The sequence below is a fragment of the Corynebacterium humireducens NBRC 106098 = DSM 45392 genome (assembly GCF_000819445.1).
In the GTDB taxonomy this organism is placed as follows: Bacteria; Actinomycetota; Actinomycetes; order Mycobacteriales; family Mycobacteriaceae; genus Corynebacterium; species Corynebacterium humireducens.
Genome location: NZ_CP005286.1, coordinates 725,590 through 750,526 on the forward strand (window position 1 = coordinate 725,590; position 24,937 = coordinate 750,526).

23 protein-coding genes are annotated in these 24,937 nt (G+C 70.2%); 14 read left to right on the forward strand and 9 right to left on the reverse strand.

Features of this window, described 5'->3' with window-relative positions:
* The first annotated feature begins 29 nt into the window (after window positions 1-29).
* Both B842_RS03685 and B842_RS03690 read left to right on the forward strand, forming a co-directional pair.
* Window positions 30-332, forward strand: a complete 303-nt coding sequence (locus B842_RS03685; protein WP_040085253.1) for an antibiotic biosynthesis monooxygenase family protein — start codon at window positions 30-32, stop codon at window positions 330-332.
* Between the two features lie 17 nt (window positions 333-349).
* Window positions 350-1,810, forward strand: a complete 1,461-nt coding sequence (locus B842_RS03690; RefSeq protein WP_040085255.1) for an NAD-dependent succinate-semialdehyde dehydrogenase — start codon at window positions 350-352, stop codon at window positions 1,808-1,810.
* On the opposite strand, the gene B842_RS03695 is transcribed toward B842_RS03690, so the two are convergent.
* From B842_RS03695 to B842_RS03705, 3 genes are read right to left on the reverse strand one after another with little or no spacing between them, the layout of a single operon-like run.
* Window positions 1,807-2,379 carry a class I SAM-dependent methyltransferase gene (locus B842_RS03695; protein ID WP_040085256.1) on the reverse strand — a complete coding sequence of 191 codons (573 nt, stop codon included), beginning with the start codon at window positions 2,377-2,379 and terminating at the stop codon, window positions 1,807-1,809. The two genes, B842_RS03690 and B842_RS03695, sit on opposite strands and share 4 nt — an antisense overlap.
* A 45-nt stretch (window positions 2,380-2,424) precedes the next feature.
* Window positions 2,425-2,778 carry a hypothetical protein gene (locus tag B842_RS03700; RefSeq protein WP_040085257.1) on the reverse strand — a complete coding sequence of 118 codons (354 nt, stop codon included), beginning with the start codon at window positions 2,776-2,778 and terminating at the stop codon, window positions 2,425-2,427.
* Window positions 2,771-3,076 (reverse strand): chorismate mutase, encoded by a 306-nt coding sequence (locus B842_RS03705; RefSeq protein ID WP_040085258.1) that lies wholly within the window; start codon window positions 3,074-3,076, stop codon window positions 2,771-2,773. The genes B842_RS03700 and B842_RS03705 overlap by 8 nt, the downstream gene beginning before the upstream one ends.
* A gap of 55 nt (window positions 3,077-3,131) precedes the next feature.
* Between B842_RS03705 and pcrA the strand changes: the two genes are divergently transcribed.
* Window positions 3,132-5,462, forward strand: coding sequence for a DNA helicase PcrA (gene pcrA, locus B842_RS03710; protein WP_040085259.1), 2,331 nt, complete (start codon window positions 3,132-3,134; stop codon window positions 5,460-5,462).
* 12 nt (window positions 5,463-5,474) lie between these two features.
* Here the strand turns inward: pcrA and B842_RS03715 are convergent, their stop codons facing one another.
* From B842_RS03715 to B842_RS03735, 5 genes are all read right to left on the reverse strand, one after another.
* The gene (locus B842_RS03715) at window positions 5,475-6,227 is read right to left on the reverse strand and encodes a M23 family metallopeptidase (RefSeq protein WP_052437722.1); all 753 of its coding nucleotides are present in this window, start codon (window positions 6,225-6,227) and stop codon (window positions 5,475-5,477) included.
* A 214-nt stretch (window positions 6,228-6,441) separates the two neighbouring features.
* Window positions 6,442-9,024 (reverse strand): ABC transporter permease, encoded by a 2,583-nt coding sequence (locus tag B842_RS03720; RefSeq protein ID WP_040085261.1) that lies wholly within the window; start codon window positions 9,022-9,024, stop codon window positions 6,442-6,444.
* A complete protein-coding gene (locus tag B842_RS03725; RefSeq protein WP_040085262.1) occupies window positions 9,024-9,722 on the reverse strand; it encodes an ABC transporter ATP-binding protein in 699 nt (232 codons plus the stop codon). Before B842_RS03725 ends, B842_RS03720 begins: the two co-directional genes overlap by 1 nt.
* Window position 9,723: 1 nt before the next feature.
* Window positions 9,724-10,257, reverse strand: a complete 534-nt coding sequence (locus B842_RS03730; protein WP_040085264.1) for a PadR family transcriptional regulator — start codon at window positions 10,255-10,257, stop codon at window positions 9,724-9,726.
* A gap of 169 nt (window positions 10,258-10,426) precedes the next feature.
* Entirely contained in the window at window positions 10,427-11,179 is a 753-nt protein-coding gene (locus B842_RS03735; protein ID WP_040085265.1) for a M23 family metallopeptidase, read from the reverse strand.
* A 216-nt stretch (window positions 11,180-11,395) separates the two neighbouring features.
* On the opposite strand from B842_RS03735, the gene B842_RS13115 reads away from it, so the two are divergent.
* The 4 genes from B842_RS13115 to B842_RS03765 all read left to right on the forward strand — a co-directional run bounded on the left by B842_RS13115 (window position 11,396) and on the right by B842_RS03765 (window position 15,861).
* A complete protein-coding gene (locus tag B842_RS13115) occupies window positions 11,396-12,919 on the forward strand; it encodes a cell division protein PerM (protein ID WP_156119428.1) in 1,524 nt (507 codons plus the stop codon).
* 10 nt (window positions 12,920-12,929) lie between these two features.
* Window positions 12,930-13,529, forward strand: coding sequence for a phosphoribosylglycinamide formyltransferase (gene purN / locus B842_RS03750; RefSeq protein ID WP_174520282.1), 600 nt, complete (start codon window positions 12,930-12,932; stop codon window positions 13,527-13,529).
* Window positions 13,522-15,102 carry a bifunctional phosphoribosylaminoimidazolecarboxamide formyltransferase/IMP cyclohydrolase gene (purH, locus tag B842_RS03755; RefSeq protein WP_040085269.1) on the forward strand — a complete coding sequence of 527 codons (1,581 nt, stop codon included), beginning with the start codon at window positions 13,522-13,524 and terminating at the stop codon, window positions 15,100-15,102. Before purN ends, purH begins: the two co-directional genes overlap by 8 nt.
* Before the next feature lie 147 nt (window positions 15,103-15,249).
* Window positions 15,250-15,861 (forward strand): lipocalin/fatty acid-binding family protein, encoded by a 612-nt coding sequence (locus tag B842_RS03765; RefSeq protein ID WP_156119429.1) that lies wholly within the window; start codon window positions 15,250-15,252, stop codon window positions 15,859-15,861.
* A 7-nt stretch (window positions 15,862-15,868) separates the two neighbouring features.
* Here B842_RS03765 and B842_RS03770 read toward each other — a convergent pair whose 3' ends face one another.
* The gene (locus B842_RS03770; protein WP_040085273.1) at window positions 15,869-16,735 is read right to left on the reverse strand and encodes an RDD family protein; all 867 of its coding nucleotides are present in this window, start codon (window positions 16,733-16,735) and stop codon (window positions 15,869-15,871) included.
* A 25-nt stretch (window positions 16,736-16,760) separates the two neighbouring features.
* Between B842_RS03770 and B842_RS03775 the strand changes: the two genes are divergently transcribed.
* The 7 genes from B842_RS03775 to B842_RS03805 all read left to right on the forward strand — a co-directional run bounded on the left by B842_RS03775 (window position 16,761) and on the right by B842_RS03805 (window position 24,923).
* A complete protein-coding gene (locus tag B842_RS03775) occupies window positions 16,761-17,579 on the forward strand; it encodes an HpcH/HpaI aldolase/citrate lyase family protein (RefSeq protein WP_040085274.1) in 819 nt (272 codons plus the stop codon).
* A gap of 61 nt (window positions 17,580-17,640) precedes the next feature.
* Window positions 17,641-18,288: a hypothetical protein gene (locus B842_RS13120; protein ID WP_052437724.1), complete on the forward strand. Its 648-nt coding sequence runs from the start codon at window positions 17,641-17,643 to the stop codon at window positions 18,286-18,288.
* Window positions 18,285-19,148 (forward strand): hypothetical protein, encoded by an 864-nt coding sequence (locus B842_RS03785; RefSeq protein WP_040085276.1) that lies wholly within the window; start codon window positions 18,285-18,287, stop codon window positions 19,146-19,148. Before B842_RS13120 ends, B842_RS03785 begins: the two co-directional genes overlap by 4 nt.
* A 129-nt stretch (window positions 19,149-19,277) precedes the next feature.
* Window positions 19,278-19,871 (forward strand): TetR/AcrR family transcriptional regulator, encoded by a 594-nt coding sequence (locus tag B842_RS03790; RefSeq protein WP_245631393.1) that lies wholly within the window; start codon window positions 19,278-19,280, stop codon window positions 19,869-19,871.
* Between the two features lie 211 nt (window positions 19,872-20,082).
* Complete coding sequence (locus B842_RS03795) at window positions 20,083-21,657, forward strand: carboxyl transferase domain-containing protein (RefSeq protein ID WP_040085278.1); 1,575 nt, start codon at window positions 20,083-20,085, stop codon at window positions 21,655-21,657.
* Between the two features lie 13 nt (window positions 21,658-21,670).
* Window positions 21,671-23,710 carry an ATP-binding protein gene (locus B842_RS03800; protein WP_040085280.1) on the forward strand — a complete coding sequence of 680 codons (2,040 nt, stop codon included), beginning with the start codon at window positions 21,671-21,673 and terminating at the stop codon, window positions 23,708-23,710.
* Between the two features lie 55 nt (window positions 23,711-23,765).
* Window positions 23,766-24,923 (forward strand): acyl-CoA dehydrogenase family protein, encoded by a 1,158-nt coding sequence (locus B842_RS03805; protein ID WP_040085282.1) that lies wholly within the window; start codon window positions 23,766-23,768, stop codon window positions 24,921-24,923.
* Window positions 24,924-24,937: the final 14 nt, after the last annotated feature.

Below are 24,937 nucleotides of genomic sequence, written 5' to 3' on the forward strand. Positions count from 1 at the left end.
GAAGCGGCCGGTTGGGCACAATGGGGGGCATGAGCATCGTGAAAATCAACGCCATCACCGTCCCCGAGGGCGCCGGCCCGCAGCTGGAGGAGCGCTTCGCCGCCCGGAAGAACGCCGTCGACCAGGCACCCGGCTTCGAGGGTTTCCAGCTTCTCCGCCCCGTGGCCGGGGAGAACCGCTACTTCGTGGTCACCCGCTGGGCCGACGAGGAGTCCTACATCGCCTGGCGCGACGGTGACGCCCGGGCCGCCCACGGTGGGGACCGCAAGCCCGTCGCCACCGGCGCGGAACTGCTCGAGTTCGAGGTCGTCCTCGACTCCACCCGGGATTAAGGAGTAATGGTGGGGGTATGAACCCCACCACACTTCTCGCCTCCGCCCCGAGGGGACTCTTCCTCGACGGGGCCTTCGTCGATTCCTCCGACTCCGGCACCCTTGAGGTGATCAACCCCTCCGACGGCACCGTGCTCACGGAGGTGGCCTCCGCCACCGAGGAGGACGTCCGCCGCGCCCTCGACCTGGCCTGCGCCGCTCAGACGGAATGGGCGGCGACCCCGGCGCGCGAGCGTTCCGAGATCCTCCGCCGCGCCTTCGAGCTCATCACTGCGCACACCGAGGAGCTCACCTGGCTGCAGTCGGCGGAGCTGGGGCGCGCGCTGCCGGACTCCCGCGCCGAGGTCGCCTACGGGGCGGAGTTCTTCCGCTGGTTCGCCGAGGAGGCGGTGCGGGTGCGCGGCGACTACCGGCACAGCCCCGCCGGCAACGCCCGCATCATCGTCCACCACCAGCCGGTCGGCCCGTGCCTGGCGATCACCCCGTGGAACTTCCCGCTCGCGATGGGCGCCCGCAAGATCGTCCCGGCGCTGGCCGCGGGCTGCACGATGATCGTCAAGCCCGCCTCGAAGACGCCGCTGACCATGCTGTACCTGGCGAAACTCCTGCAGGAGGCGGGCCTGCCCGACGGCGTCCTCGCCGTCGTGCCCACCGCCTCCTCCTCGCGGGTGTCCGCGCTTCTCGACGACCCCCGCCTCCGCAAACTCACCTTCACCGGTTCCACCGAGGTCGGGCAGATGCTCGCCGCGCAGGCCGCGCAGCATTCGCTGCGCGTCTCCCTCGAACTCGGCGGCAACGCCCCCTACATCGTGTGCGAGGACGCCGACCTGGACCTCGCCGCCGAGGCCGTCGCCGTGGCGAAGATGCGCGGTGCCGGCCAGGTGTGCATCGCGGCCAACCGCTTCCTCGTCCACGCGGACGTGCGTGAGGAGTTCGTGGCGCGCGCGGTCAAGGTGATGGAGTCCTTCCGCATCGGTCGCGGCACCGACGAGGGCGTCACCTACGGCCCCCTCTCGGGTGCGGACCAGCTGGAGACCGTGTCCTCGCTCGTCGACGACGCCCTCTCGCGCGGTGCCTCCCGCCCCCTCGGCGGCACCCTGCCCGCGGACCTGCCGGAGGGTGGCTTCTACTTCCCGACGACCGTCCTCACCGACATCCCCGCCGACGCGGAGATCCTGTCGACGGAGATCTTCGGACCCGTCCTCGCGGTGGCGACCTTCGACACCGACGACGAGGCCGTGGAGATGGCCAACGACACCCCCTTCGGCCTGGCGGCCTACCTGTTCTCGGAGAACCTGGAGCGCGCGTTGTCCCTGGCCGAACGCATCGAGGCCGGCATGGTCGCGGTGAACAAGGGGGCACTGTCCGACCCGGCGGCCCCCTTCGGCGGAGTCAAGGAGTCCGGCCTGGGACGGGAGGGTGGCTTCGAGGGCATCCACGAGTACCTCGAGCCGAAGTTCATCTCGCTGCCTCTCTAGGGTTTCGTCCAGCGCAGCAGATAGCGGTAGTAGAGGCCCCGGCGGATCCGCGCGCCGGGCAGGAGCTGCCGCGCAGTGGAGCGGATCTCGGCGAGGCTCTCCCGGGGTGCGGCGACGGGGACCCCGATGTCGCGTGTCTCCCCGTGCAGCCACGATCCGAGGCGGACGGGAAGGACCTGCAACGCGGAGATGATCCAGTCGCCGGGGCTCCGGTTGGCGGCCAGCCCGACGACGAGCAGCTCCCGGGCCTTCGTCAGCGCGGCGGTGAGATCCATGTGGTGGAGGCTGGCGACGAAGATGATGACGTCGTAGGGGTGTTCCGGGGAGTGGTCGGCGAACGATTCCTTCTCGACGCGCGCGTGGGGGAGGTGCGCCAGGCGTTCTGCGGCCCGGCGGGCGGTCGCGGAGTCGGGCTCGAGGCCGACGACGGCGTCGGCAAGCGGGGCCAGCTTCTCCAGGAGAAGACCGTCGCCGCACCCGACGTCGAGCACGCGGGAACGTGGCTGCCCGGCAACGATGCCGAGCAGCCACGGGTGGTAGGCGGAGTTGTGGTTCCAGCAGGTGTGCACGGCGGGGGAACTCCTCTCTGGGGCTGGACAGGCCCGCCCGTCGGCTCAGCAGCGCCTGAGGTTCACGTGGGTCTGGAAGCCCGGGAAAGGGTCGCGTTCGGTGGGGCCGCAGAAGAACAGCTGCTGGCGCACGGTCTCCTCGTGCTCCGGGTCGAGTGAGAGGACGCACTGCACGGTGAACAGCTCGAGCGGGTCCGGGTCGAGTCCTTCGTGGACGGCGGTCTCCCGCAGGGAGGCGAGCAGCCCGGGGTCGTCGGCCGACTCCGGGTACGCGGAGAGGAAGTGGACGGTGGCGTGGCCGGGAGGGATGGCGGCGACGCGGGCGGCGAAGAGGTCGGAGGCGGCGTCGAGAAGCGCAGGGTCGGCGACGAACCAGGTGGTGACCAGCAGGCTATCCAAGGCGGCCGCGGCCCAGCTGCAGCAGGGCGTTGGCGATGACGGGTCCCTCGGGGCCGAGTTCCTCGCGGAACTGGTTGATGATCGCCACCTCGCGGGTGTGCACGAGGCGGGTGCCGCCGGAGCCCATGCGGGTCTTGCCGATGGCACGGGAGACCTCCGTACGGCGCTTGACGGCGTCGAGGATGATGCGGTCGAGGCGGTCGATCTCCCGGCGGTACTGCTGGATCTCCGCGTCGGACAGCGGGTCATCGGTGCCGGAGGGCATGCGGATCTCAAAGTCGCGGGCAGCATCAGTCATGGGTGACATTGTGCCACGGGAGGTCATGTCGGCAGCGACTAGTAGGTTGTTGTACATGCAGCCAACCTCCACTGATCTCACTCTCGGTCTCAACGAACAGCAGAAGGCGGCGGTCGAACACGCGGGTTCGCCGCTGCTCATCGTGGCGGGCGCGGGGTCCGGCAAGACGGCCGTGCTCACGCGGCGTATCGCGCACCTCATGCGCGACCGTGGGGTGGCGCCGTGGGAGATCCTGGCGATCACGTTCACCAACAAGGCCGCCGCGGAGATGCGGGAGCGTGTCTCCGCGCTGGTGGGGCCGGTGGCGGAGCGGATGTGGGTGGCCACGTTCCACTCGGTGTGCGTGCGTATCCTGCGGCAGCAGGCGCAGCTGGTGCCGGGCCTGAACACGAACTTCACGATCTACGACTCGGATGACTCGCGGCGGCTGCTGGGCATGATCGCGAAGGACCACCAGCTGGACCTGAAGAAGTTCACGGCCCGGGTGCTGGCGAACGCGATCTCGAATCTCAAGAACGAGCTCATCTCCCCGGAGGCGGCGGCCGCGGACGCGGAGGTGATCCGCAACCCCTTCGACGTCACCGTCGCGGAGGTCTACGCCGACTACCAGCGGCGCCTGCGGGCGGCGAACGCCGTCGACTTCGACGACCTCATCGGCGAGGTGGTGCGCATCTTCCAGCAGCACCCGCAGGTGGTGGACCACTACCGTCGGCGTTTCCGCCACGTGCTCATCGACGAGTACCAGGACACCAACCACGCGCAGTACATGCTGGTGGCCACGCTCGTCGGCACGGGGTCAGACGCCCCGGAGCTGTGCGTGGTGGGTGACTCGGACCAGTCGATCTACGCCTTCCGTGGCGCGACGATCCGCAACATCGAGGAGTTCGAGCGCGACTACCCGCAGGCCCGCACGATCCTCCTGGAGCAGAACTACCGGTCGACGCAGACGATCCTCAGCGCCGCCAACGCGGTGATCTCCCGGAACGACGGCCGCCGGGAGAAGAAGCTGTGGACCGCCCTCGGGGAGGGCTCGCAGATCGTCGGCTACGTCGCCGACAACGAGCACGACGAGGCCCGTTTCATCGCGGGGGAGGTGGACGCGCTCGTCGACAAGGGGCGCAGCTACCACGACATCGCCGTCATGTACCGCACCAACAACGCCTCCCGCGCGCTGGAGGAGGTGTTCATCCGCGCCGGCATCCCGTACAAGGTGGTCGGCGGGACGCGCTTCTACGAGCGCGCCGAGATCCGCGACATCGTCGCCTACCTGCGCGTCCTGGAGAACCTGGACGACACGGTCAGCCTGCGGCGCATCATCAACACCCCGCGCCGCGGCATCGGCGACCGCGCGCAGGCCTTCCTGGCGCTGCACGCGGAGAACAACGGCATGTCCTTCGGACAGGCGCTTCTCGACGCCGCCGAGGACAAGGTTGCCCTCCTCGGCGCCCGCGGCCGCAACGCGGTGCTGAAGTTCAACGAGATGATGGACGGCATCCGCGCGGAGATGCCCACGCTCGACATCGGCGAGCTCATCTCCCTGGTCCTGGACGCGACGGGCTACCGCGAGCAGCTGGAACTGAGCAACGACCCGCAGGACGGGGCCCGCCTGGACAACCTCAACGAGCTGGTGTCCGTGGCCCGTGAGTTCGCCTCCGAGGCGGCCAACATGGTCGCCTACGCGGAGATGGACGGCGGGGAGTTCTCCCTCGAGGAGGGCGAGCCGGAGCCGGGTTCCCTGCAGGCCTTCCTGGAGAAGGTCTCGCTGGTGGCCGACGCCGACCAGATCCCCGACAACGAGCAGGGCGTGGTCACGCTCATGACGCTCCACACGGCGAAGGGGCTGGAGTTCCCCGTGGTGTTCCTCACCGGCTGGGAGGACGGCCAGTTCCCGCACCTGCGGGCCCTCGGGGACCCGGAGGAGCTGGCGGAGGAGCGGCGCCTGGCGTACGTGGGCATCACCCGCGCCCGCGAGCAGCTCTACCTCACGCGCGCGATGCTGCGCTCCTCGTGGGGCAACCCGATGACGAATCCCCCGAGCCGTTTCCTGGCGGAGGTGCCGGAGGAGCTCATCGACTGGCGCCGGGAGGAGCCGGAGCAGTCCTGGGGTTCCTCGTGGGGCGCCGGCGGGAGCGGCGGGGGCGGCGGCTGGGGCCGGCACACCCCGCAGCGCACCGCACCGCGGAAGCCGGGCCTGCCGAAGGCCCGCCCGACGAACAACAACCTGCAGCTCGTGGTGGGGGACCGCGTCAACCACGACAAGTACGGGCTGGGCACGGTCATCGCGGCCGACGGTTCGGGGGCGCGCGCGACGGTGACGATCGACTTCGGTTCCGCCGGCAAGGTGCGCCTCATGCTCATCGGCGGTGTGCCGATGGAGAAGCTCTAGCCTGCCGGGGTCCTAGCGGACGGTGATGCCCTGCTGGGAGAACCAGCCCACCGGGTCGATGGCGGCACCGCCACCCGGGCGGATCTCGAAGTGCAGGTGCGGGCCGGTGGAGCGGCCCTCGTTGCCGATGGTGGCGATCTGCTCGCCGGCGGTCACGCGCTGGCCGACGGAGACGTTGATGGTGTGGACGTGGCCGTAGACGGAGATGGAGCCGTCGTCGTGACGCAGGCGCACCCACTTTCCGAAGCCGTTGGCGCCGCCGGCGGAGATGACCTCGCCGTCCATGACCGCGAGGACCGGGGTGCCGATGGGGTCGGCGATGTCGATGCCCTCGTGGGTGGCGCCCCAGCGGGCACCGTACCCGGAGGTGAAGCGACCGGAGGTGGGGAACACGACGGTGGCGCCGTCGGCGGTCTGGCCGCGGACCGGCGACATGCGCTGGGCGGTGCTGACGAGGTCCTTGAGGTTGACGTCCTCGGAGGAGACGACGGAGAAGGCGCTGAGCAGGGCCTCGAGGGGGTCGAGGATGACCTGCAGGTCGGAGCTGCCGAAGGCGGGGGTGTCGCTGGGCTGGGAGTTGCCGACGGTGTCGGCGAGCATGCCCAGGGCGGTCAGTGCGGTGAGGGCGTCGTCGAGGTCGAGGCCGGTGACGCCCTCCTCGGTGATCTGGAACGAGGCCTCCTGCGCCTGTGCGGAGGGGGCGGCGACTGCGCCTGCCAGGGCGGTGCTGAGGATGAGGGCCGTGGCTCCGGCGCGTCTGAACATGGGTCCTGCCTTCGTGGGTTCGGGATCGAGTCAAAAGTACCGGGGGCAGGGGGTGTCGGCAACGTAAAACGTGCTGGTCACGGGCGGCAACCGGGACGGAACGCGAGATCCCCGCAGCTCAAACCCCCTGTTACTGGTGTTACTGATGTTGCAGAAATGTAACGATGGGGTGAGGGCTGCGGGGGTGATTTTCCGGCCGTACGGCGCGTGTGGACTAGGTCTCGCGGTACTCCGGCTCCCCGACCCGGCGGTGGACCAGCCGCCCGATCACCCACGCCACGAACGGGGTGACCACGAGCAGGATGAGCAGGATCCGCCAGTCCGGCACCAGATGCCCGACGGTGCCGGTCTCCAGCACGACCCCGGACTCCAGGACCCGCGTCCGGGAGGTCAGCAGGAGGGCGGCGAGGTAGCCGAAGAACACGCCGACGGTCGAACCTGCGAGGGCGAGCACGGCGGCGAAGGCGCCGGAGACCCGGGAGGGCAGGGAGGGATGGGCGCCGACGGCGTCGAGAAGCGCGAACTGCCGACGGGACCCCTGCCAGGACAGGGCCATCACCAGCGTCACCACGACGACGACACCGGTGCCGAGGATCCCGGCGAAGGCGGCCGGCCACCAGTCGGCGAGCCACTGGGCGGGGCTGACCCGCACGGAGATGCCCACGGTCTCGTCGGCGACGCGCCTCCGCAGATCCTGCTGCTGCCCCCAGGTGAGCCGCTCCTCCGGGACGAGCACGGTGCCGACGTAGTCGACCGGCGCCCCGGTCTCCGCGAGGCCCGCCGGGGTGATCAGCGCCATCTGGGTGAGCTCCGGCAGCACGGGGACGGTGGGGAGCACGGTCTCGGAGAGGACGATGACCTCCTCACCCACGTCATCCCAGGCGACCTCCCGCACCGGCAGCTCGGTCTGCTCGGCGTCCACCGGGACGAGGATGCCGGGGGTGCTCAGGGCGGTGAGGGCGCGGGTGCGGTCGGCGTCGTCGAGACGCAGCAGGTCGAGGATCTCCGGGGAGGCCTCGAGCAGCGAGACGGGGGCCCACTCGAGGACGCCGGCGACGTGGTCCCGCCGGTCCCAGGCCCGGATGTCCGTGCCGTAGTCGATCTCGTGGTGGGTGGACTCCGGGAGGAACCGGACACCGCGCAGGTCGATGCGTTCCGCCGTCCCCGTCTCCGCCTGCACCGTGGCGACGACATCCTCCACCGCCGCCGGGTCCGGAGCCGCTCCGTCGGCGAACGCCGGGGTGAGAAGCACCGACTGTCCCTGGTAGACGCTGTCGTGGAGGGCCCGGTCGCGGGCCTGCGAGGCCGACTGGTCGGCGTAGATGCCCACCGCGATCGCGAGCACCGCCATGATCGCCGCCAGCGCCGGCACGCTGCGCATGGACTGCCGGCCCGCGTCACGCAGGGCGAGCCGCAGCGGCAGGGGTGCACCCCGCCCGAGGCGCCCCAGCCCCCACACGAGCGCCGGGGCACTGGCCGCGAGCAGCAGCACCAGGGCGAGCGCCGGCAGGGTGGACCAGAAGTAGCGCGTCGCCGGTTCGGCGAACACCCACAGCACGGCCATGATCACGGTGAGGTGGAGCAGCCCGAGAGGGCCGGCGGCCATCCACGGCCGCCAGCGCAGCAACCGGTCCGGGGAGGCCCCCTGGACACCCGCGCTTATCGACGCCCGCGAGGCCACCCACGCCGGCAGCAGCGAGGCCACCGTCGAACCGGCGACCGCGACCGCCCAGAGGGCGAGGAGCTGCAGCCACGGGACGGGGAAGTCCCATCCGGGGTAGCGGAGGAACCACGACACCGCCGCGGCGCCGACCCCGAGGACGACGCCCAGGGAGGCGCCGACGAGCCCCGCGACGAAGCCGTAGGTGAGCACCGCCAGGCGGATATGCCGCGGGGTGGCGCCCTGCGCGCTCATGAGGGCGAAGATCCGCGCCATGCGGGAGGTGGCGATGGTGAAGACCGGGGAGATCACCAGCACGGCCAGCAGCCCGATGGTGAGGACACCGGCGAGGGCGACGACGAGGGAGTCTAGGTCGGACGTGAGGTACTCGAGGCGGTTCCTCTGGATCTGCCCGTCGACGGCCTCCACGGGCGGAGGGTTGTCGATGACGTCCTGCGAGACGACCGTGAATCCCACCGCGTTGAGCGCCAGGACGTCATCCCAGGTGAACTCCCCTGGCCCCGTGATCGACCAGGAACCGCCCAGGTCGGAGTCCGGCCGGAGAGTGGCCGGGTCCACGAGACCCGGTTCCGCGACCAGCCCGGTGTAGCCCGGCATCGTGCCGGCGACGGTCAGCTCCACCGGATCACCGGAGTTCTGCGGCGTGAAGGTGATGGTGTCCCCGGTGCCCACGCGCAGCTCCTGCGCGGTGGTGGTGGTCAGCCACACCTCGCCCGGGGGCGGGACACGGCCCCCGGGGCGCTGCTGGAGGGGGAACTCGGAACGGTACTGCCCGTGGGTGGCGACACCCCACGCGTGCCCGTGGAACCCGGAGGTGAACCCCTCCGGCAGGTTCTCCTCGAGGATCGCCTGGATCGGACGGTCCTCCGCGGGGTCCGCGGGGGTGCAGTCCCCGTTGGTGCCGTCGATGCTCTGGACGCAGGTACCGCCGTGCCACGTCGCCCGGGTGCGGTCCGGGTCCCGGCCGGCGGCGTGCTCCTCGGCGTAACCGCTGGTCCCCATCCACGAGAGGACGAGGACGGGCAGGGCGATGAGCAGGATCGCGGCGAGGATCCGGAGGGGGTGGCGGGCCATGTCGCGCCGGGTCGGGCGCGAGGCGGCGAGTAGGGCGCTCATCACAGCTCACCCCCGTCGTCGACGAGGCGGCCGTCGCGGACCACGATGGTGCGGTCCGCCCAGCCGGCGAAACGGGGCTCATGGGTGACGATCATGCCGGCCGCGCCGGCGTCGACGCGGTCGCGGAGGATGCGGAGCACGGCATCGCCGGTCGTCGTGTCGAGGGCTCCCGTGGGCTCGTCGGCGAGCAGGACGGCCCGCTCACCGATGAGTGCCCGGGCGATGGCCGCGCGCTGGGCCTGACCACCGGAGATCTCCTCCGGGAAACGGTCGGCGAGGCCGTCGAGGCCCACCTCCTGGAGGGCGATGCGGGCGGCCTCCCGGCACTCCGCGGGGGCGCGCCCGTCGAGCTCCAGCGGCAGGGAGACGTTCTCCCCGACGGTGAGGGTGGGCACGAGGTTGTAGTGCTGGAACACCAGGCCGATCCGGGTGCGCCGCAGCTCGGCGGAGCGGGTGGGGGAGAGGTCGGCGGCGTCGACGCCGTCGACGAGCACGCGGCCCGAGGTCGGGGGCTGCAGGAGCCCGGCGACGTTGAGCAGCGTCGACTTGCCGGAGCCGGAGGGTCCCATGACGGCGACGAGTTCCCCCGGCTCGATGACGAGGGAGACGTCCTCGAGGGCGACGACCCGGCGGGGGCCGGACCCGAACACGCAGGTGACGTTCTGCAGCTCCAGGGGAGCGGGTGAGGTGGGGGACATGTCAGGACTCCTGGGGTCGGGGGGTGGACAGGGCCTCGACGCGGTCGAGCCAGCGGGCCTCCGACTCGAGGTCGAGGATGCGGCGTTCGACCTGCAGGCGTTCGGCCGTGCGGGTGTGGTCGAGGGTGCGGGAGAGACGGGTGAGCTCCCGGAGCTGGGCGATGGTGGCGCGCCGTTGCCGGTCGAGCAGCCCGATGAGGTCGACGCTGCGGTTCTGCGCGGCGAGGGAGACCTTGATGACCAGTTCGTCGCGGTCCGTGGGGGGACGTTGGACGGGACGGGACCACCAGTCGTCGAGAAGCTCGGTGCCGGCGGTGGTGAGGCGGTATGTGTCGGCGGGGCGGTTGTTGGCGCCGGTGATGGTGCCGGCGGTCTCGATGAGGCCGTCGCGCTCCAGACGGCCGAGCGTCTGGGTGACCTGGCCGATGTTGAGGGGCCAGACGGCCTGCGTCCGCTCGCTGAACTGCTGCTGGAGCTGGCTGGCGGAGTGTGGTCCGTCGGCCAGCATCGCGAGCAGGGAGTGCTTGATGGGCATGGCGGTTCCTTGCGGGAGGTGACGGTGCCGGGCAGGTTACCCGGTAACCTCTTGGGGGTGAGGTTACCGGGTAACCTGCGGGGCGGCAAGAGGTGCGATGGCTGTCAGGGGCCGGAAAACGCCAAAAAGCCCCGGCCAGAAACCTGGCCGGGGCGAAAATCTGGTCTAGTTAGGCGATGGTGATGCCGCGCTCAGCGAACCACGGCACCGGGTCGACGGCACCTGCGCCGTTCGGGTGGATCTCGAAGTGGAGGTGGGAACCGGTGGAGAAGCCACGGTTGCCCATGCCGGCGATCTTCTGGCCGGCGGTGACGGTCTGGCCGACGGAGACGTCCAGGGTCTCCATGTGGCCGTAGATGGAGATGGAGCCGTCCTCGTGCTGGATGCGGATCCAGTTGCCGTAGCCGGAGGCCGGGCCGGAGTCGATGACGACGCCGTCCATGACGGCGAGGATCGGGGTGCCCACGGCGTTGGCGATGTCGATGCCGGCGTGGAGGGTGCCCCAGCGCGGGCCGTAGCCGGAGGTGAAGACACCCTCGGCCGGCTTGGCGACGGACGGTGCGCGCAGAGCCTGGTCGGCCTCGGCGCGGACGGCGGAGTACTCGACGGCCTTGGCGATCTGCTCCTCGATGTACGTCGCCGGCTTGAACTCGGCGATCGCGAGGATCTGCGGGGTGGCCTCCGGGGCGGAGCTGCCGGAGAGCTCGGCGGTGTCGGCGGCGAGGGCGTACTCCGGGGTGGCGGCCTCGGAGACCTGCTCGGTGTTCTGCGCCTGGATCTGGGCGGCGGCTGCTCCGCCGATGCCGGCGGTGGAGACGGCGCCGGTGGCGACGGTGACGAGGGCGATGCGCCCCTTGGTGGTCTGCGAGGTGGTGATCTTGCGGTGCTTACCTCGGGCCGACCGCTCAGTCGTCATGCGCATGAAGCCTTCTTCCGTCCTGGCCACATCACGATTAGCTACGGGATTGTGACCTCTTTGTTACCTACGGTCGGTAACAATAGCGTCTCGATTCATGGGTGGCAACCGGTCCGGAGGAAATTGTCTACATCGTTGGTTGCTCCGGGAACGTTACATCCCGCGCGGGCACGGTCGCGTCACTCTCTCGCGGCGGGGTCCGCGTGGCACAGTGGGAAGGTGATGAGCAGAAAGACCAGTCCCCAGTCCAGGCCCGGTCGGCGCCCCCGCAACATCCGCGCCGGCTGGACTTCCGCAGGTAGTACGGCCGCCCGCGGCGCGGCCTCCACCCGCGCGTCCCGGGAGGCCCCCGCCCCCGTCGGCACGCTCGGGCGGGCCCGCCGTCATCTCGGCGTGTACCTCGTGCCCTCCCTCGTCGTCGTCCTGGCGATCATCGCCGTGGCACTCACGGGACTCCTTGTGACTCGTACCACACTGGCGGCCCTGCCGGCCACCATCGCGCAACTGTGGCTCATCATCAACCTCGTCCCGGTCTCCGCGGACGGCATCGTTCTCGGCGTGCTCCCGCTGTTGCCCGCCATCGGATTCATCGCGCTCGTGTCACGCCGCATCCATGTGTCGGTGCGCGACAGGGTGAGCATCGCCGACCTCCTCGTCATCACGGTCGGCGTCCTCCTCGTCCCCCTGGCCCTGACCCTCATCGCCGCGGCCATGATGTGGGACGCCGGACGCGTCTTCGACGTCGGCCCGCCGCCGCTCGGCCATGCGGTGGCCCGCACGCTGCTCGTGCACGGACTCGCCCTGGCGCTGGGCATGGGTGGCCGCCTGTGGCGGGCGCTGCTGCGGCGTTACGGCGCCCCCGAGTGGCTTGCCGACGCCGCCGCCACCGCCGTCCGCATCCTCCTTCTCTGGGCGGGGGCGGCGCTGGTGCTGGTCCTGGTGCTGCTCGTGGCCGGCTGGTCCCGCCAGGTCGAGGTCCTCTCCGTATATGACGGTGGCGCCGGCTACGTCGGCACGGCACTCATCTCCCTGCTCTACCTGCCCAACGCCGCCCTCGCCGCGGCGACGGTGATGCTCGGCTCGGAGTTCCACATCGGCGCCTCCTCCCTCTCCCTCTACGCCATCGACCTCACCGTCCTGCCGCCGATGCCGCTGTTCGCGCTCATCCCCGGCTGGGCCCACCAGTGGTCCATCCTCCTGCTGCTGGTCACCTCCATGGCGGTGGCCTATGTCCTCAGCGGCGTGCGCTTCACCGTGGTGCAGACCCTGGCGACCGCCGCGATCGTGACGGTGCTCGTGCTGGTGGCCTCCTACCTCACCACGGGACAGGTCGGTCACCTCGGCGTCGCCGGCCCGATGGCCTGGCTCACCGCAGGCCTGGCCTTCGCCTGGACCGGCGGTATCGGCGTGGCGGCGGCGCTCGTCGGCAAGCTGGCGGACCGCCGGGCCCGCACCGCAGCCGCCGCCCCGGTGGAGGAACCCCCGGCGGAGGAGCCGGCGGAGCCGGAGGATGAGGAGCCGGAGATCCTCGAGGGCGAGGTCGTCGAGGAGGAGCCGGAGGAGGAAGAAGAAGCCGAGGACGCTTCGGACACTGAGGAAGCTGAGGAGGCCGAGGCGGAGTCCGACGAGTCTGCAGGGGCCGAAGAGGCCGAAGAAGCCGCAGAAGCGGAGGAAACTGACATCCCGGTTACCCCAGTTTCTGCGGAAGAGGACGAGAACGCCGTAGATCCGGGGCCCAGGGACTAGGATCGGACGGGTGACTTCCACCCTCGATCCAGTTAATGTCGTCGTGCTCGTTTCCGGTAGCGGCACCCTGCTGCAGTCCATCCTGGACAATCAGGACAGCCACTACCGGGTGTCGCTCGTGATCGCCGATGTGCCGTGCGCGGCACTGGAGCGTGCGGAGGCCGCAGGTGTCGGGACGCGGGTCGTGGAACTCGGTGAGGACCGCGCCGCCTGGAATGTCACGCTCGCCGATGTCATCGAGGAGGGGAACCCGGGGATCGTCGTGTCCGCCGGGTTCATGAAGATTCTCGGTGCCGGCGTCCTCGACCGCTTCGGCGGCCGCATCATCAACACCCACCCGGCGTTGCTGCCGTCCTTCCCGGGGGCGCACGCCGTCCGGGATGCGCTCGCCCACGGGGTGAAGGTCACCGGTTCCACTGTCCATTACATCGACGCGGGCGTGGACACGGGCCCGATCATCGCCCAGCAGGCGGTCGAGGTGGAACCGGGTGACACCGAAAGCTCCCTCCACGAGCGCATCAAGAAGGTCGAACGCCAGCTCATCGTGTCGGTGCTGCGGTCGGCAACCATCGACGAGACCACCAGGAAGGTTGAGTTCATCCATGAGTGATGATCGCAAGGTAATCAAGCGCGCGCTGATCAGCGTGTACGACAAGACCGGGCTTGAGGGCCTGGCACAGTCGCTGCACGACGCCGGCGTGGAGATCGTCTCCACCGGCTCCACTGCAGCGAAGATCGCTGACCAGGGCATCCCGGTCACCCCCGTCGAGGAGCTCACGGGCTTCCCCGAATGCCTCGAGGGCCGCGTCAAGACCCTCCACCCGAAGGTCCACGCCGGCATCCTCGCCGACACCCGCAAGGACGACCACCTCGCCCAGCTCGCTGACCTCGGAGTCGAACCCTTCCAGCTCGTCGTGGTCAACCTCTACCCGTTCACCGAGACCGTCGCCTCCGGCGCCGACTTCGACGCCTGCGTCGAGCAGATCGACATCGGCGGCCCGTCCATGGTCCGCGCCTCCGCGAAGAACCACCCGTCCGTCGCCGTGGTCGTCGACCCGGCCCGTTACGACGACGTCGCCGCCGCCCTCAAGGACGGCGGCTTCACCCGTGCCGAGCGCACCCGCCTGGCTCTCGACGCCTTCCGCCACACCGCCGCCTACGACGTCGCCGTCGCCACCTGGCTCGGCGAGCAGGCCGAGGCTGCCGAGGAGGGCACGGAGTTCCCGGCCTGGATCGGCAGCTCCCACGAGCTGACCGCCACCCTGCGTTACGGCGAGAACCCGCACCAGGCGGCCGCCCTCTACGCAGACAAGGGCACCGGTGGCCTGGCCAACGCCGAGCAGCTGCACGGCAAGGAGATGAGCTACAACAACTACCAGGACGCCGACGCCGCCTGGCGCGCGGCCTGGGACCACGAGCGTGCCTGCGTCGCCATCATCAAGCACGCCAACCCGTGCGGCATCGCCGTGTCCGACACCTCTATCGCCGACGCCCACCGTCGTGCCCACGCCTGCGACCCGATGTCCGCCTTCGGTGGCGTCATCGCCGCGAACCGTGAGGTCACCGTGGCCATGGCCGAGCAGGTCGCCGACATCTTCACCGAGGTCATCATCGCACCGTCCTACGCGGACGGCGCCGTCGAGGTCCTCGCCCGCAAGAAGAACATCCGCGTCCTCCAGGCGGAGCCGCTGACCCGCTCCGGCCTCGAGGTCAAGGAGATCTCCGGTGGCGTCCTCGTCCAGGAGCGCGACGTCCTGCAGGCGGAGGGCGACACCGCCGCCAACTGGACCCTCGCCGCCGGCGAGCCGGTCTCCGACCAGGTGCTTGCCGACCTGCAGTTCGCCTGGACCGCGGTCCGCGCCGTCAAGTCCAACGCCATCCTGCTGTCCCGCGACTCCGCCACCGTCGGCGTCGGCATGGGCCAGGTCAACCGCGTCGACTCCGCCAAGCTGGCCGTCGAGCGCGCGAACACCCTCGCCGGTGACGTCGAGCGCGCCCAGGGCGCCGTCGCCGCCTCCGACGCGTTCTTCCCGTTCGCGGACGGCTTCGAGGTGCTTGCCGACGCCGGCGTGAAGGCCGTCGTCCAGCCCGGCGGATCCATCCGTGACGACGAGGTCATCGCCGCCGCCGAGAAGGCCGGTGTGTCCATGTACTTCACCGGGGCACGCCACTTCGCGCACTAGTCAGCGTCGCTGAAGAGACGAGGCGCCCCGACGGATCCTCCGTCGGGGCGCCTGCTGTCTCGGAAACCACGGCCCGCCACCACGGTCTGTGCCACGATGAGGGGGAGGGACTTCGACTCGCTGAGCAGGCGGGAAAGGCTGGCCGTGATGACGACACCGACGAACCCCGGCGACTGGGAGCCGGAGAAGCCGACGCAGTATTTTCCTCCGCAGCAGCCCCCGCAGGCGGTGGAGTACGGGCAGTACGTCCACCCGGAGGTGGCGGCGCAGAGCAGGAGGAATCCTGTCTGGATGATTCTCGCGCTGCTGCTGGTCGCGGCGTTGGCGGTCCTGGCCACGGCGGGCTACTTCCTCGGCTGGTTCAATGTCGCCGGGGGTGGCAGTGGTCCCGTGACCTCCACGTACACCAGTACCGTCCGCGCCACCACGGCGGATGACTCCCCGACGCCACCACCACCGCCTGCTCCGGAGCGGGCGGCGGTGCCGGCGGGTGCCATCCCGGCGAATGAGGCGGCACGCACCAATGCGCCTACCGGCGACTACAACAGTGTCTGGCGGGGCACGGAGGTCACCAGTGAGCCCTTCGCGCTGGCGGTGCGGGATGTGTTCGTCAACAACTACCTGGCGACGAACCGCACGGAGGACACCATCTTCGTCTACAGCACGGTCACCGGTCAGACCTACGAGATGACCTGCCGGGACAACGGTTCGTACATCACGTGCCGGGGCGGCGAGAACGCCGTCGTCTACATCGCCTGACGGATGATCAACGCGTGACGGTCGCCTGCGCCAGGTAGTCCGTGGCGCTGCGCTGTCCGGGCAGGTAGAGGAAGGACAGTGCGATGAAGCACTCCACCAGCAGCAACGGGTGATCGAAACCGGCCGCGAGGAGCAGGGCGGGCAGGATCCACAGGTTGCGAGCCGCGGCCCGCACGGGGAGCATCCCGGGGCGGTGCTCGACGCGGAGGCCGAGGAGGGCCTTGCCGGGCGTCGGCACGCGGAGGCTCTCGGAGGCGATCCTCAGCACCGCCAGGACTACCAGGCCCCACGCCCACCACGACCAGTCGAGCCAGTTGTCCAGCGCCCAGCCGGCGAGTGCGGAGAGCGTCATGTCCACCGCCCACGCCAGGGCACGGCGCGGGGAGGTGCGGTCGACGGGATCGGGGACGCGGCGGGGCGCGTTGGAGTCGATGACGTAGGCACCCGCGAGCAGGTCGGCCACTGAACGGCGGTCGGGGCCGAGGATGATGGAGACCGCCACCACCACGACCGCCGCCCACACGCTGAGGATCATGTCGCCGAGCAGGATCGACAGGGGGATCACCCACAGCCAGCTGTTGCGCAGGATCGACAGCGGCAGGCGCAACAGGCGGGGCGCGCCGGGGAACTTCACGCGGATGCCGGTCAGCCACTTGCCGGGGCTGCCACCCCACACCGTCTCGGCGAGGATGCGGATGTTGGCGGTGGTGAGCAGCGCGGCGATGGTGAACATGTCGGGGTCGAGCGGTTCCGTGACCAGTGTCTGCACACCGAGGCCGAGCAGGAGGACGAGAGTCACGTCGACGAAGGTGGCGGCACCCCGGAGGAACAGCCCTGCCGGGGCCGGGGCAAGCTGAGGCGCTGACGTCTCCATGCCACTGATGCTACATACTTGTTCCATGGAAACGATCCCCTTTGGTCCGTCCCTGCTCTTCGCTCCGGCGCACCGTGGTGACCTGATCCCCAAGGCATTCGCCCGTGCCGACACGGTGATCGTCGACCTGGAGGACGGGGCCGGCTCCGGTGGGCGCGGTGATCTGCATGACACGGTGCGGGCCGCGGAGCTGGATCCCGGCCGGACGATCCTGCGGACCATCGGCCCGGAGTCCCCGCATTTCCCGGCTGACGTCGCCCTGGTCCGGGAGGTGGGGGTGCGCACCGTCATGGTCCCGAAGGTGGGTGCCTCCCTGCCGGAGGGGCTGGAGGGCCTGGACGTCATCGCCATGATCGAGACCCCGCAGGCCCTGGTGAACATCGCCGCCATCGCCGGTCATCCGCAGGTGGTGGGCCTGTTCTGGGGTGCGGAGGACCTCATCACGCTCCTGGGAGGGACCCATTCGCGTCGCCAGGCGGATGAGCCCGGGGTGGGGGAGTACCGGGACGTCATCCGGCACGCCCGTTCCCAGGTGCTCGTGCACGCGGCGGCGGCGGGGAAGTTCGCGGTGGATGCGATCCACGCCGATTTCCGTGATGAGGAGGGGCAGTTCGCGGAGGCCCTCGACGCCGCGCGTTCCGGTTTCCTCGGCACCGCGTGCATCCACCCGGCGCAGGTGGACGTCGTGCGTAGGGCGTTCCTCCCCGAGGAGGCGCAGGTCGAGTGGGCGCGGGCCGTCATCGCCGGGGCGCAGCGGCATACGGGGGCCTTCCAGGTCGACGGGGTCATGATCGACGCCCCGCTGGTCGCCCAGGCGGAGAGGATCCTCTCCCGCCTGCCCTGACCCTCCCCGGAATCGGGTGGCTGTATCGTTATCCATCCCTGTGTGTGCATTAATGAGGGGTATGACCTGGAACGAGCAGTCCGCCGCCGGCGGGGGGAACAGCTGGGGTAACCGGAATCCCTGGGATGAGGCCCCGCCCCCGTCCGGCACCACCCCCGGGCCCCGGGAGAGGGAGTGGGCGACCGACTCCTTCCCGCCAGTGCAGCCTGCGCCGGCCGCACCGGCTGCGCAGCACCCGCAGTCCCGCCCCTCGTGGGTCCTGCCCGTGGTCGCGGTGGGTGCCCTGATCGGCCTCGGCGGACTCGGCGCCGCCGGCTGGTCCCAGGGTTGGTTCGGTAGCTCCGCCGCCCCCGAACCAATTGTGGTGACCAGCACCTATGTGGTTCCCGCGGAGCCGGCCTCCCCGGCGCCGGTCCAGATACGTGAGCCCGTCCCCGCCGGTGCGCTGCAGGTCGGTGGCACCACCTCCGGCATCGGGGAGGAGGGACGCTTCACGCGGTTCTACGCCGGCACCGAGGTCACCAGCGCCCCCTTCGCGGAGGCCGTGGCCCGGGAGTTCCGCCGCGTGTACACCCCGGACGCCAGCCCGTCGCTCACCCTCACCGCCTGGAGCCCGGTCACCGGTCAGAACTACAGCATGACCTGCTCGGACAACGGTTCCTACGTCACCTGCCGGGGCGGCAACAACGCGGTGGTCTACATCCAGTGAGCATCCGGATACGGTTCGTGGCGGGACTGTGCGTGACGGGACTCGCGGTGAGTTCCTGCACGATCGGGGAGGTGGGGGAGACCCCCGTGAGCACCCTGGTGGTCACGTCCACGGCACAGCCGACGCCCGCGACCACGGAGGCGTCGGCAAGCAGTGACGCACAGCTGCAGGAACTTGTCGACGCCGCCGTGGCCACCTTCGGCGGCGGCGCCGCGCTCGCCGTGGCGGACGGCGCGGTGATCACCGCGGGTGAGGCCGGTGGGGCGCCGGTGGCGTGGTCCACCATCAAGGTCCCCATCGCGGTGGCGGCCCTGCGGCAGGATCCGGGGCTGGCGCCGGTGGCGGGGGAGGCGATCCGGTCCTCGGACAACGCGGCGGCGGAGCAGCTGTGGGCGGCGCTCGGGGAGCCGACCCGGGCGGCGGCGACGGTGGAGTCGGTGCTGGCCGAGGCCGGTGCCCCGGTCCGCGTCTCCCACGAGCACACCCGCCCCGGGTTCAGCAGCTTCGGCCAGACCGCCTGGCCCCTCGACGCCCAGGCCCGTTTCGCGGCGCAGCTGCCGTGTCTGCCGGGCACCGGCGAGGTGCTGGCGGACATGGGGATGATCGTGCAGCGCTACGGCCTGGGGCAGTTGGAGGGCGCCCGCTTTAAGGGCGGTTGGGGGCCGGAGCCGGACGGACGCTACACCGTCCGCCAGTTCGGTCTGGTGCCCGGCGCGGCGGCCGGGACGGGTGACGTGGCGGTCAGCCTGTGGGTGATGCCCGCCTCGGGGACCTACGAGGACGCCCAGGCGATGTCGGATCTCCTGGCCGCCGGGCTGCCGGCTGTGCTGGGGAGCGTCCCGGCGCACTCCTGTGATTGACGCGTTGAGCAGCGGCGGGGCGTCCGCGGAACCGGGGTGGGCGTCGGGGCCGTCGGGGTCCATCAAGTACATTGGCATGAGGTAGGACCATTCGGGTCCGACGGAGAAACAGGAACGGGAGACCTGGTAGTGGCGACCGCACGAGAGATGGCCAAGGCGAAACGCAGGCAGGAGATCCTGTCCGCCGCCGCGACGATCATGGCTGCGAAGGGGTTCCACCAGACGCGCCTGGGGGACGTCGGCGCTGCGGTGGGAATCTCGGGTCCGGGCCTCTACAGGCACTTCGACAGCAAGGAGGCCCTGCTGGCGGACATCCTCACGGAGATCTCGATCCGTCTGGTGGACGGAGCGCGGGACGCGTTCCTGCGCAATGAGCTCACCGCGGAGTCCGATCCGGAGGCGGTGCTCAATGAACTCATCGCGATGCACGTCGAGGTCGCCGTGACCGAGGCGGACCTCATCCGTGTGCAGGGGCGTGAGATCGAGAACCTGGAGGAGAGCGTCCGGGAGAAGGTCAAGTCGCTGCAGCGTACCTATCTGGGTCTGTGGGCGGATGCCCTGCAGCGGGCGCGGCCGGATCTGGACCGTGCGACGGCCCGAATCCGGGTGCAGCTGGTGGCCGGTCTGGTGAACTCCGCACGCTATGTTCTGCACTGGGCGGACCTTGAGGAGCTCCGTAAGGACGTCACGAAGATGGCCCGGTGCGCACTTTTCGTTGAGTGATGCGGGGGGAGCCCCCCGCCCCACTGTGAGCCCCGTCACCGCAGGTGGCGGGGTTTTTGTGATTCAGGAAACACTTCCAGCGGGGGTGATGTGGGTGACGTTGGAGGCGTGACGTGTTGTGGGCCACATTTCTGCGATGTACTGTCCTGAAACAGAGTTAATCACCGTTAACTGAAATCCTCACAGACCGCTTCGATCCCACGGAGAACCCATGACCGCAACAGAGACCAACCGCGAAAGGCACGAGTCGCTCGTCGCCGATCTGCGCGGAGTGCTGGCCCGGACCGCCGAAGGAGGCAATGAGAAGGCACGCGAGCGCCACATCAGCCGCGGCAAGCTCCTCGCCCGTCAGCGCATCGTCGAACTGCTCGATCCGGGCAGCCCCTTCCTCGAGGTGGCCCCGCTGGCCGCCCACGACATGTACGGTGGCCAGGTCTCCGCCGCCGGCGTCGTCGCCGGCATCGGACTGGTCCACGGACGTCGCTGCATGGTCGTCGCCAACGACGCCACCGTCTCCGGCGGCACCTACTACCCGATGACCGTCAAGAAGCACCTCCGCGCCCAGGAGATCGCCAACGACAACCGTCTCCCCTGCATCTACCTGGTCGACTCCGGTGGAGCCATGCTGCTCAACCAGGACGAGGTCTTCCCGGACCGCGACCACTTCGGCCGTATCTTCTACAACCAGGCCAACATGTCCGCCAAGGGCATCCCGCAGATCGCCGCGGTCCTCGGCTCCTGCACCGCCGGTGGCGCCTACGTCCCGGCCATGAGTGACGAGGCCGTCATCGTCAAGGAGCAGGGCACCATCTTCCTGGCCGGCCCGCCGCTCGTGAAGGCCGCCACCGGTGAGGACGTCACCCCCGAGGACCTCGGCGGCGGTGACCTCCACTCCAAGGTCTCCGGCGTCACCGACCACCTGGCACTCGACGACGCGGACGCCCTGCACCGGGTGCGTGCGATCGTCGACACCCTCCCGCTCGACCCGGCACCGGTCTGGGAGGTCCGCGACACCGTCGAGCCGCTGCGCCCGCAGACCGACCTCTACGACATCGTCCCCGCCGACTCCAAGGTCCCCTACGACGTGCGCGAGGTCATCGAGGTGCTTGTCGACGGCAGCGAGTACACCGAGTTCAAGGAGGAGTTCGGCACCACGCTCATCACCGCCTTCGCCCGCATCCACGGCCACCCGGTCGGCATCATCGCCAACAACGGCGTCCTGTTCGCGGAGTCCGCCCAGAAGGGCGCGCACTTCATCGAGCTGTGCGACCAGCGCGGCATCCCGCTCCTCTTCCTCCAGAACACCACCGGCTTCATGGTCGGCCGTGAGTACGAGTCGGGCGGCATCGCCAAGCACGGCGCGAAGATGGTCAACGCCGTCGCCACCACCCGCGTCCCGAAGTTCACCGTCGTCATCGGCGGCGCCTTCGGAGCCGGCAACTACTCCATGTGCGGCCGCGCCTACTCCCCGCGCTTCCTGTGGATGTGGCCCAACGCCCGCATCGCCGTCATGGGTGGCCCGCAGGCCGCGATGACCCTCTCCACCGTCCGCCGCAACCAGATCGAGCGCTCCGGCGGCGAGTGGTCCGCCGAGGAGCAGGAGCAGTTCGAGGCACCGATCCGCGAGAAGTTCGAGGAGGAGTCCCACCCGTACTACTCCTCGGCCCGCCTCTGGGACGACGGCGTCATCGACCCGGCCGACACCCGCCGCATGCTCGGCCTCGCCCTCGAGACCGCCTCCGGCGCACCCCTTGACGACACCGCCTTCGGCATCTTCCGCATGTAGGAGAACGACAACAATGACTACCCACAACATTCACACGGTGCTCGTCGCCAACCGCGGGGAGATCGCCTGCCGCATCATCCGCACCCTCAAGGACCAGGGCGTCCGCTCCGTCGCCGTCTACTCCGACGCCGACGCCGACGCCCCGCACGTCCGTGACGCCGACATCGCCGTCCACATCGGCGCCTCCCCGGCCCGTGAGTCCTACCTGGTGATCGACAAGATCATCGACGCGGCCCGCCGCACCGGCGCCAACGCCATCCACCCGGGCTACGGCTTCCTCGCCGAGAACTCCACCTTCGCCCAGGCCTGCGCCGACAACGACATCATCTTCATGGGCCCGCCGGCCTCCGCCATCGAGACCATGGGTGACAAGATCTCCGCCCGCGCCGCCGTCGAGGCCCGCGACGTCCCGACCGTCCCCGGCATCTCCCGCCCGGGTCTGACCGACGAGGAGATCATCGCCGCCGCCCCCGAGATCGGCTTCCCCGTCCTCATCAAGCCCTCCGCCGGAGGCGGAGGAAAGGGCATGCACCGCATCGAGGACCCGGCCGACCTCCCGGAGGCACTGGTCACCGCGCGTCGTGAAGCAGCCGGCGCCTTCGGCGACGACACCCTGTTCCTCGAGCACTTTGTGGACACCCCGCGTCACATCGAGGTCCAGATCCTCGCCGACGCCCACGGCAACGTCGTCCACCTCGGTGAGCGCGAGTGCTCCCTGCAGCGCCGCCACCAGAAGGTCATCGAGGAGGCCCCGAGCCCGCTTCTCGACGCCACCACCCGCGAGGCCATCGGCCAGGCGGCCTGCGACGCCGCCCGCTCCGTCGGCTACGTCGGCGCCGGCACCGTCGAGTTCATCGTCCCCGCCGCCCGTCCCGACGACTTCTACTTCATGGAGATGAACACCCGTCTCCAGGTCGAGCACCCCGTCACCGAGATGGTCACCGGCCACGACCTCGTCGCCCTCCAGCTCGCGATCGCCCGCGGCGAGGAACTGCCGATCCGCCAGGAGGACATCACCCTCACCGGCCACTCCATCGAGGCCCGCATCTACGCCGAGGACCCGGCCAACGGCTTCCTGCCGACCGGTGGCCGCATCGCCAGCGTCGTCAAGCCGGAGGGCCCGGGCGTGCGCGTCGACTCCGGCATCACCGACGGCTCGGAGATCTCCTCCCTGTACGACCCGATGCTCATGAAGGTCATCGTCCACGGCGCCGACCGCGCCGAGGCCCTCAGCCGCCTCGACCGGGCACTGGCGAACACCGTCGTCGCCGGCGTCGGAGTCAACACCGACTTCTGCCGCTTCCTCATCAACGTCCCCCAGGTCGTCGCCGGTGACCTGCACACCGGACTGCTCGACGAGGTCGTCGACGACTACCGGGTCTCCGACGTCCCGGACGACGCCCTCGTCGCCTCCGCCATGGTGTGGCTCGCCCAGCGCTGGCCGGACCAGCCCGGCTCGGCCTGGGCGATCCCGGACGGCTGGCGCCCCGGCCTCCCCGCCGAGCAGCGCGTCCGCTTCGCCTGGGAGGGCGGCTCCAGCCTCATCTCTCTGCGCGGCACCCCGGCCGCCGCGGAGGTCACCGTCCACGACGCCGTCGCCGGACTCACCTCCGAGGACGAGGCGGCCCGGGCGGAGCCCCGCACCGTGTCGGCCACCGTGCACCGCGACGGCGACTCCTGGCGCGTCACCGTCGACGGGCTCACCCGCCACTGGCAGATCGACGCCATCGGCAACGGCTCCACCCCCGAGACGGTCGTCTCCTCCGACGAGGGCACCTGGGTGCTGCGTCAGGAGCACGTCGCCCGCTCCCGGGCCGACGAGGACGCCGACGGCGACGGCACCCTGGCATCCCCGATGCCGGGCACCGTCATCGCCCTGTCCGCCGAGCCGGGCACCCGGGTCTCCGCCGGAGACGCGGTCCTCGTGGTCGAGGCCATGAAGATGGAGCACGTGCTCCGGGCCGCCCACGACGGAATCGTCGCCTACCACTGCTCGGCGGGCGACCAGGTCCCCGCCGGCAAGGCCCTGGCCAGCGTCGCCGCCGACGACTGACCCACCCACAACCTCTCACCCAGCACAGAAAAATCTCCCGAAAGGAACCAGCATCATGACCGACATCAACATCACCGACCTGCCCGAGGAGTACCGCGAGCTGCAGAACGTGGTCCGCGAGTTCGCCAACGAGGTCGTCGACCCCGTCTCCGCACAGCACGACCGCGACCACACCTTCCCCTACGAGGTCGTCTCCGGCATGGCCGAGATGGGCCTGTTCGGACTGCCCTTCCCGGAGGAGTACGGCGGCATGGGCGGTGACTACCTCTCCTTCGGCATCGCCCTCGAGGAGCTGGCCCGCGTCGACCAGTCCGTGGCCATCACCCTGGAGGCCGGCGTCGGTCTCGGTGCCATGCCGATCTTCCACTTCGGCAACGAGGAGCAGAAGCAGCAGTGGCTCCCGGACCTCACCGCCGGCACGAAGCTCGCCAGCTTCGGTCTGACCGAGCCGGGCGCCGGCTCCGACGCCGGTGCCACCCGCACCACCGCGCGTGAGGACGGCAGCGACTTCATCATCAACGGCTCCAAGCAGTTCATCACCAACTCCGGCACCGACATCACCTCCCTGTGCACCGTCACCGCCGTCACCGGCGAGAAGGACGGCAAGAAGGAGATCTCCACGATCATCGTCCCGAACGACACCCCGGGCTTCACCGTGGAGCCGGCGTACGACAAGGTCGGCTGGAACGCCTCCGACACCCACCCGCTGACCTTCACCGACGTCCGCGTCCCCCAGGAGAACCTGCTCGGTGAGCGCGGCCGCGGCTTCGCCAACTTCCTGTCCATCCTCGCCGAGGGCCGCGTCGCCATCGCCGCCCTGGCCACCGGTGCCGCCCAGGGCTGCGTCGACGAGTCCGTGAAGTACGCCAAGGAGCGCACCTCCATGGGCAAGCCGATCTCCGACTTCCAGGCCATCTCCTTCAAGATCGCCCGCATGGAGGCCCGCGTCCACGCCGCCCGCCTCGCCTGGATGGCCGCCGCCGCCAAGATGGTCAAGGGCCTGGACTTCCGCAAGGAGGCCTACATCGCCAAGCTCATCTCCTCCGAGGCCGCGATGGACAACGCCCGTGACGCCACCCAGATCCACGGTGGCTACGGCTTCATGAACGAGTACCGCGTCGCCCGCCACTACCGCGACTCCAAGATCCTCGAGATCGGTGAGGGCACCTCCGAGGTGCAGCTGATGCTGATCGCCCGCGAGCTGGGTCTGTAAAGGAGAGAACTGAA

Bases quoted from the DNA above. Each gene is read 5' to 3' on its own strand.
- B842_RS03720 (WP_040085261.1), bottom strand. From the start codon at position 9,024: ATGAGCGCCCTACTCGCCGCCTCGCGCCCGACCCGGCGCGACATGGCC.
- B842_RS03800 (WP_040085280.1), top strand. From the start codon at position 21,671: ATGACTACCCACAACATTCACACGGTGCTCGTCGCCAACCGCGGGGAG.
- B842_RS03725 (WP_040085262.1), bottom strand. From the start codon at position 9,722: ATGTCCCCCACCTCACCCGCTCCCCTGGAGCTGCAGAACGTCACCTGC.
- B842_RS03765 (WP_156119429.1), top strand. From the start codon at position 15,250: ATGACGACACCGACGAACCCCGGCGACTGGGAGCCGGAGAAGCCGACG.
- B842_RS03775 (WP_040085274.1), top strand. From the start codon at position 16,761: ATGGAAACGATCCCCTTTGGTCCGTCCCTGCTCTTCGCTCCGGCGCAC.
- B842_RS03770 (WP_040085273.1), bottom strand. From the start codon at position 16,735: ATGGAGACGTCAGCGCCTCAGCTTGCCCCGGCCCCGGCAGGGCTGTTC.
- B842_RS03715 (WP_052437722.1), bottom strand. From the start codon at position 6,227: ATGTTCAGACGCGCCGGAGCCACGGCCCTCATCCTCAGCACCGCCCTG.
- B842_RS13120 (WP_052437724.1), top strand. From the start codon at position 17,641: ATGACCTGGAACGAGCAGTCCGCCGCCGGCGGGGGGAACAGCTGGGGT.
- B842_RS03730 (WP_040085264.1), bottom strand. From the start codon at position 10,257: ATGCCCATCAAGCACTCCCTGCTCGCGATGCTGGCCGACGGACCACAC.
- B842_RS13115 (WP_156119428.1), top strand. From the start codon at position 11,396: ATGAGCAGAAAGACCAGTCCCCAGTCCAGGCCCGGTCGGCGCCCCCGC.
- pcrA (WP_040085259.1), top strand. From the start codon at position 3,132: ATGCAGCCAACCTCCACTGATCTCACTCTCGGTCTCAACGAACAGCAG.
- B842_RS03795 (WP_040085278.1), top strand. From the start codon at position 20,083: ATGACCGCAACAGAGACCAACCGCGAAAGGCACGAGTCGCTCGTCGCC.
- B842_RS03690 (WP_040085255.1), top strand. From the start codon at position 350: ATGAACCCCACCACACTTCTCGCCTCCGCCCCGAGGGGACTCTTCCTC.
- B842_RS03685 (WP_040085253.1), top strand. From the start codon at position 30: ATGAGCATCGTGAAAATCAACGCCATCACCGTCCCCGAGGGCGCCGGC.
- B842_RS03805 (WP_040085282.1), top strand. From the start codon at position 23,766: ATGACCGACATCAACATCACCGACCTGCCCGAGGAGTACCGCGAGCTG.
- purH (WP_040085269.1), top strand. From the start codon at position 13,522: ATGAGTGATGATCGCAAGGTAATCAAGCGCGCGCTGATCAGCGTGTAC.
- B842_RS03705 (WP_040085258.1), bottom strand. From the start codon at position 3,076: ATGACTGATGCTGCCCGCGACTTTGAGATCCGCATGCCCTCCGGCACC.
- B842_RS03735 (WP_040085265.1), bottom strand. From the start codon at position 11,179: ATGCGCATGACGACTGAGCGGTCGGCCCGAGGTAAGCACCGCAAGATC.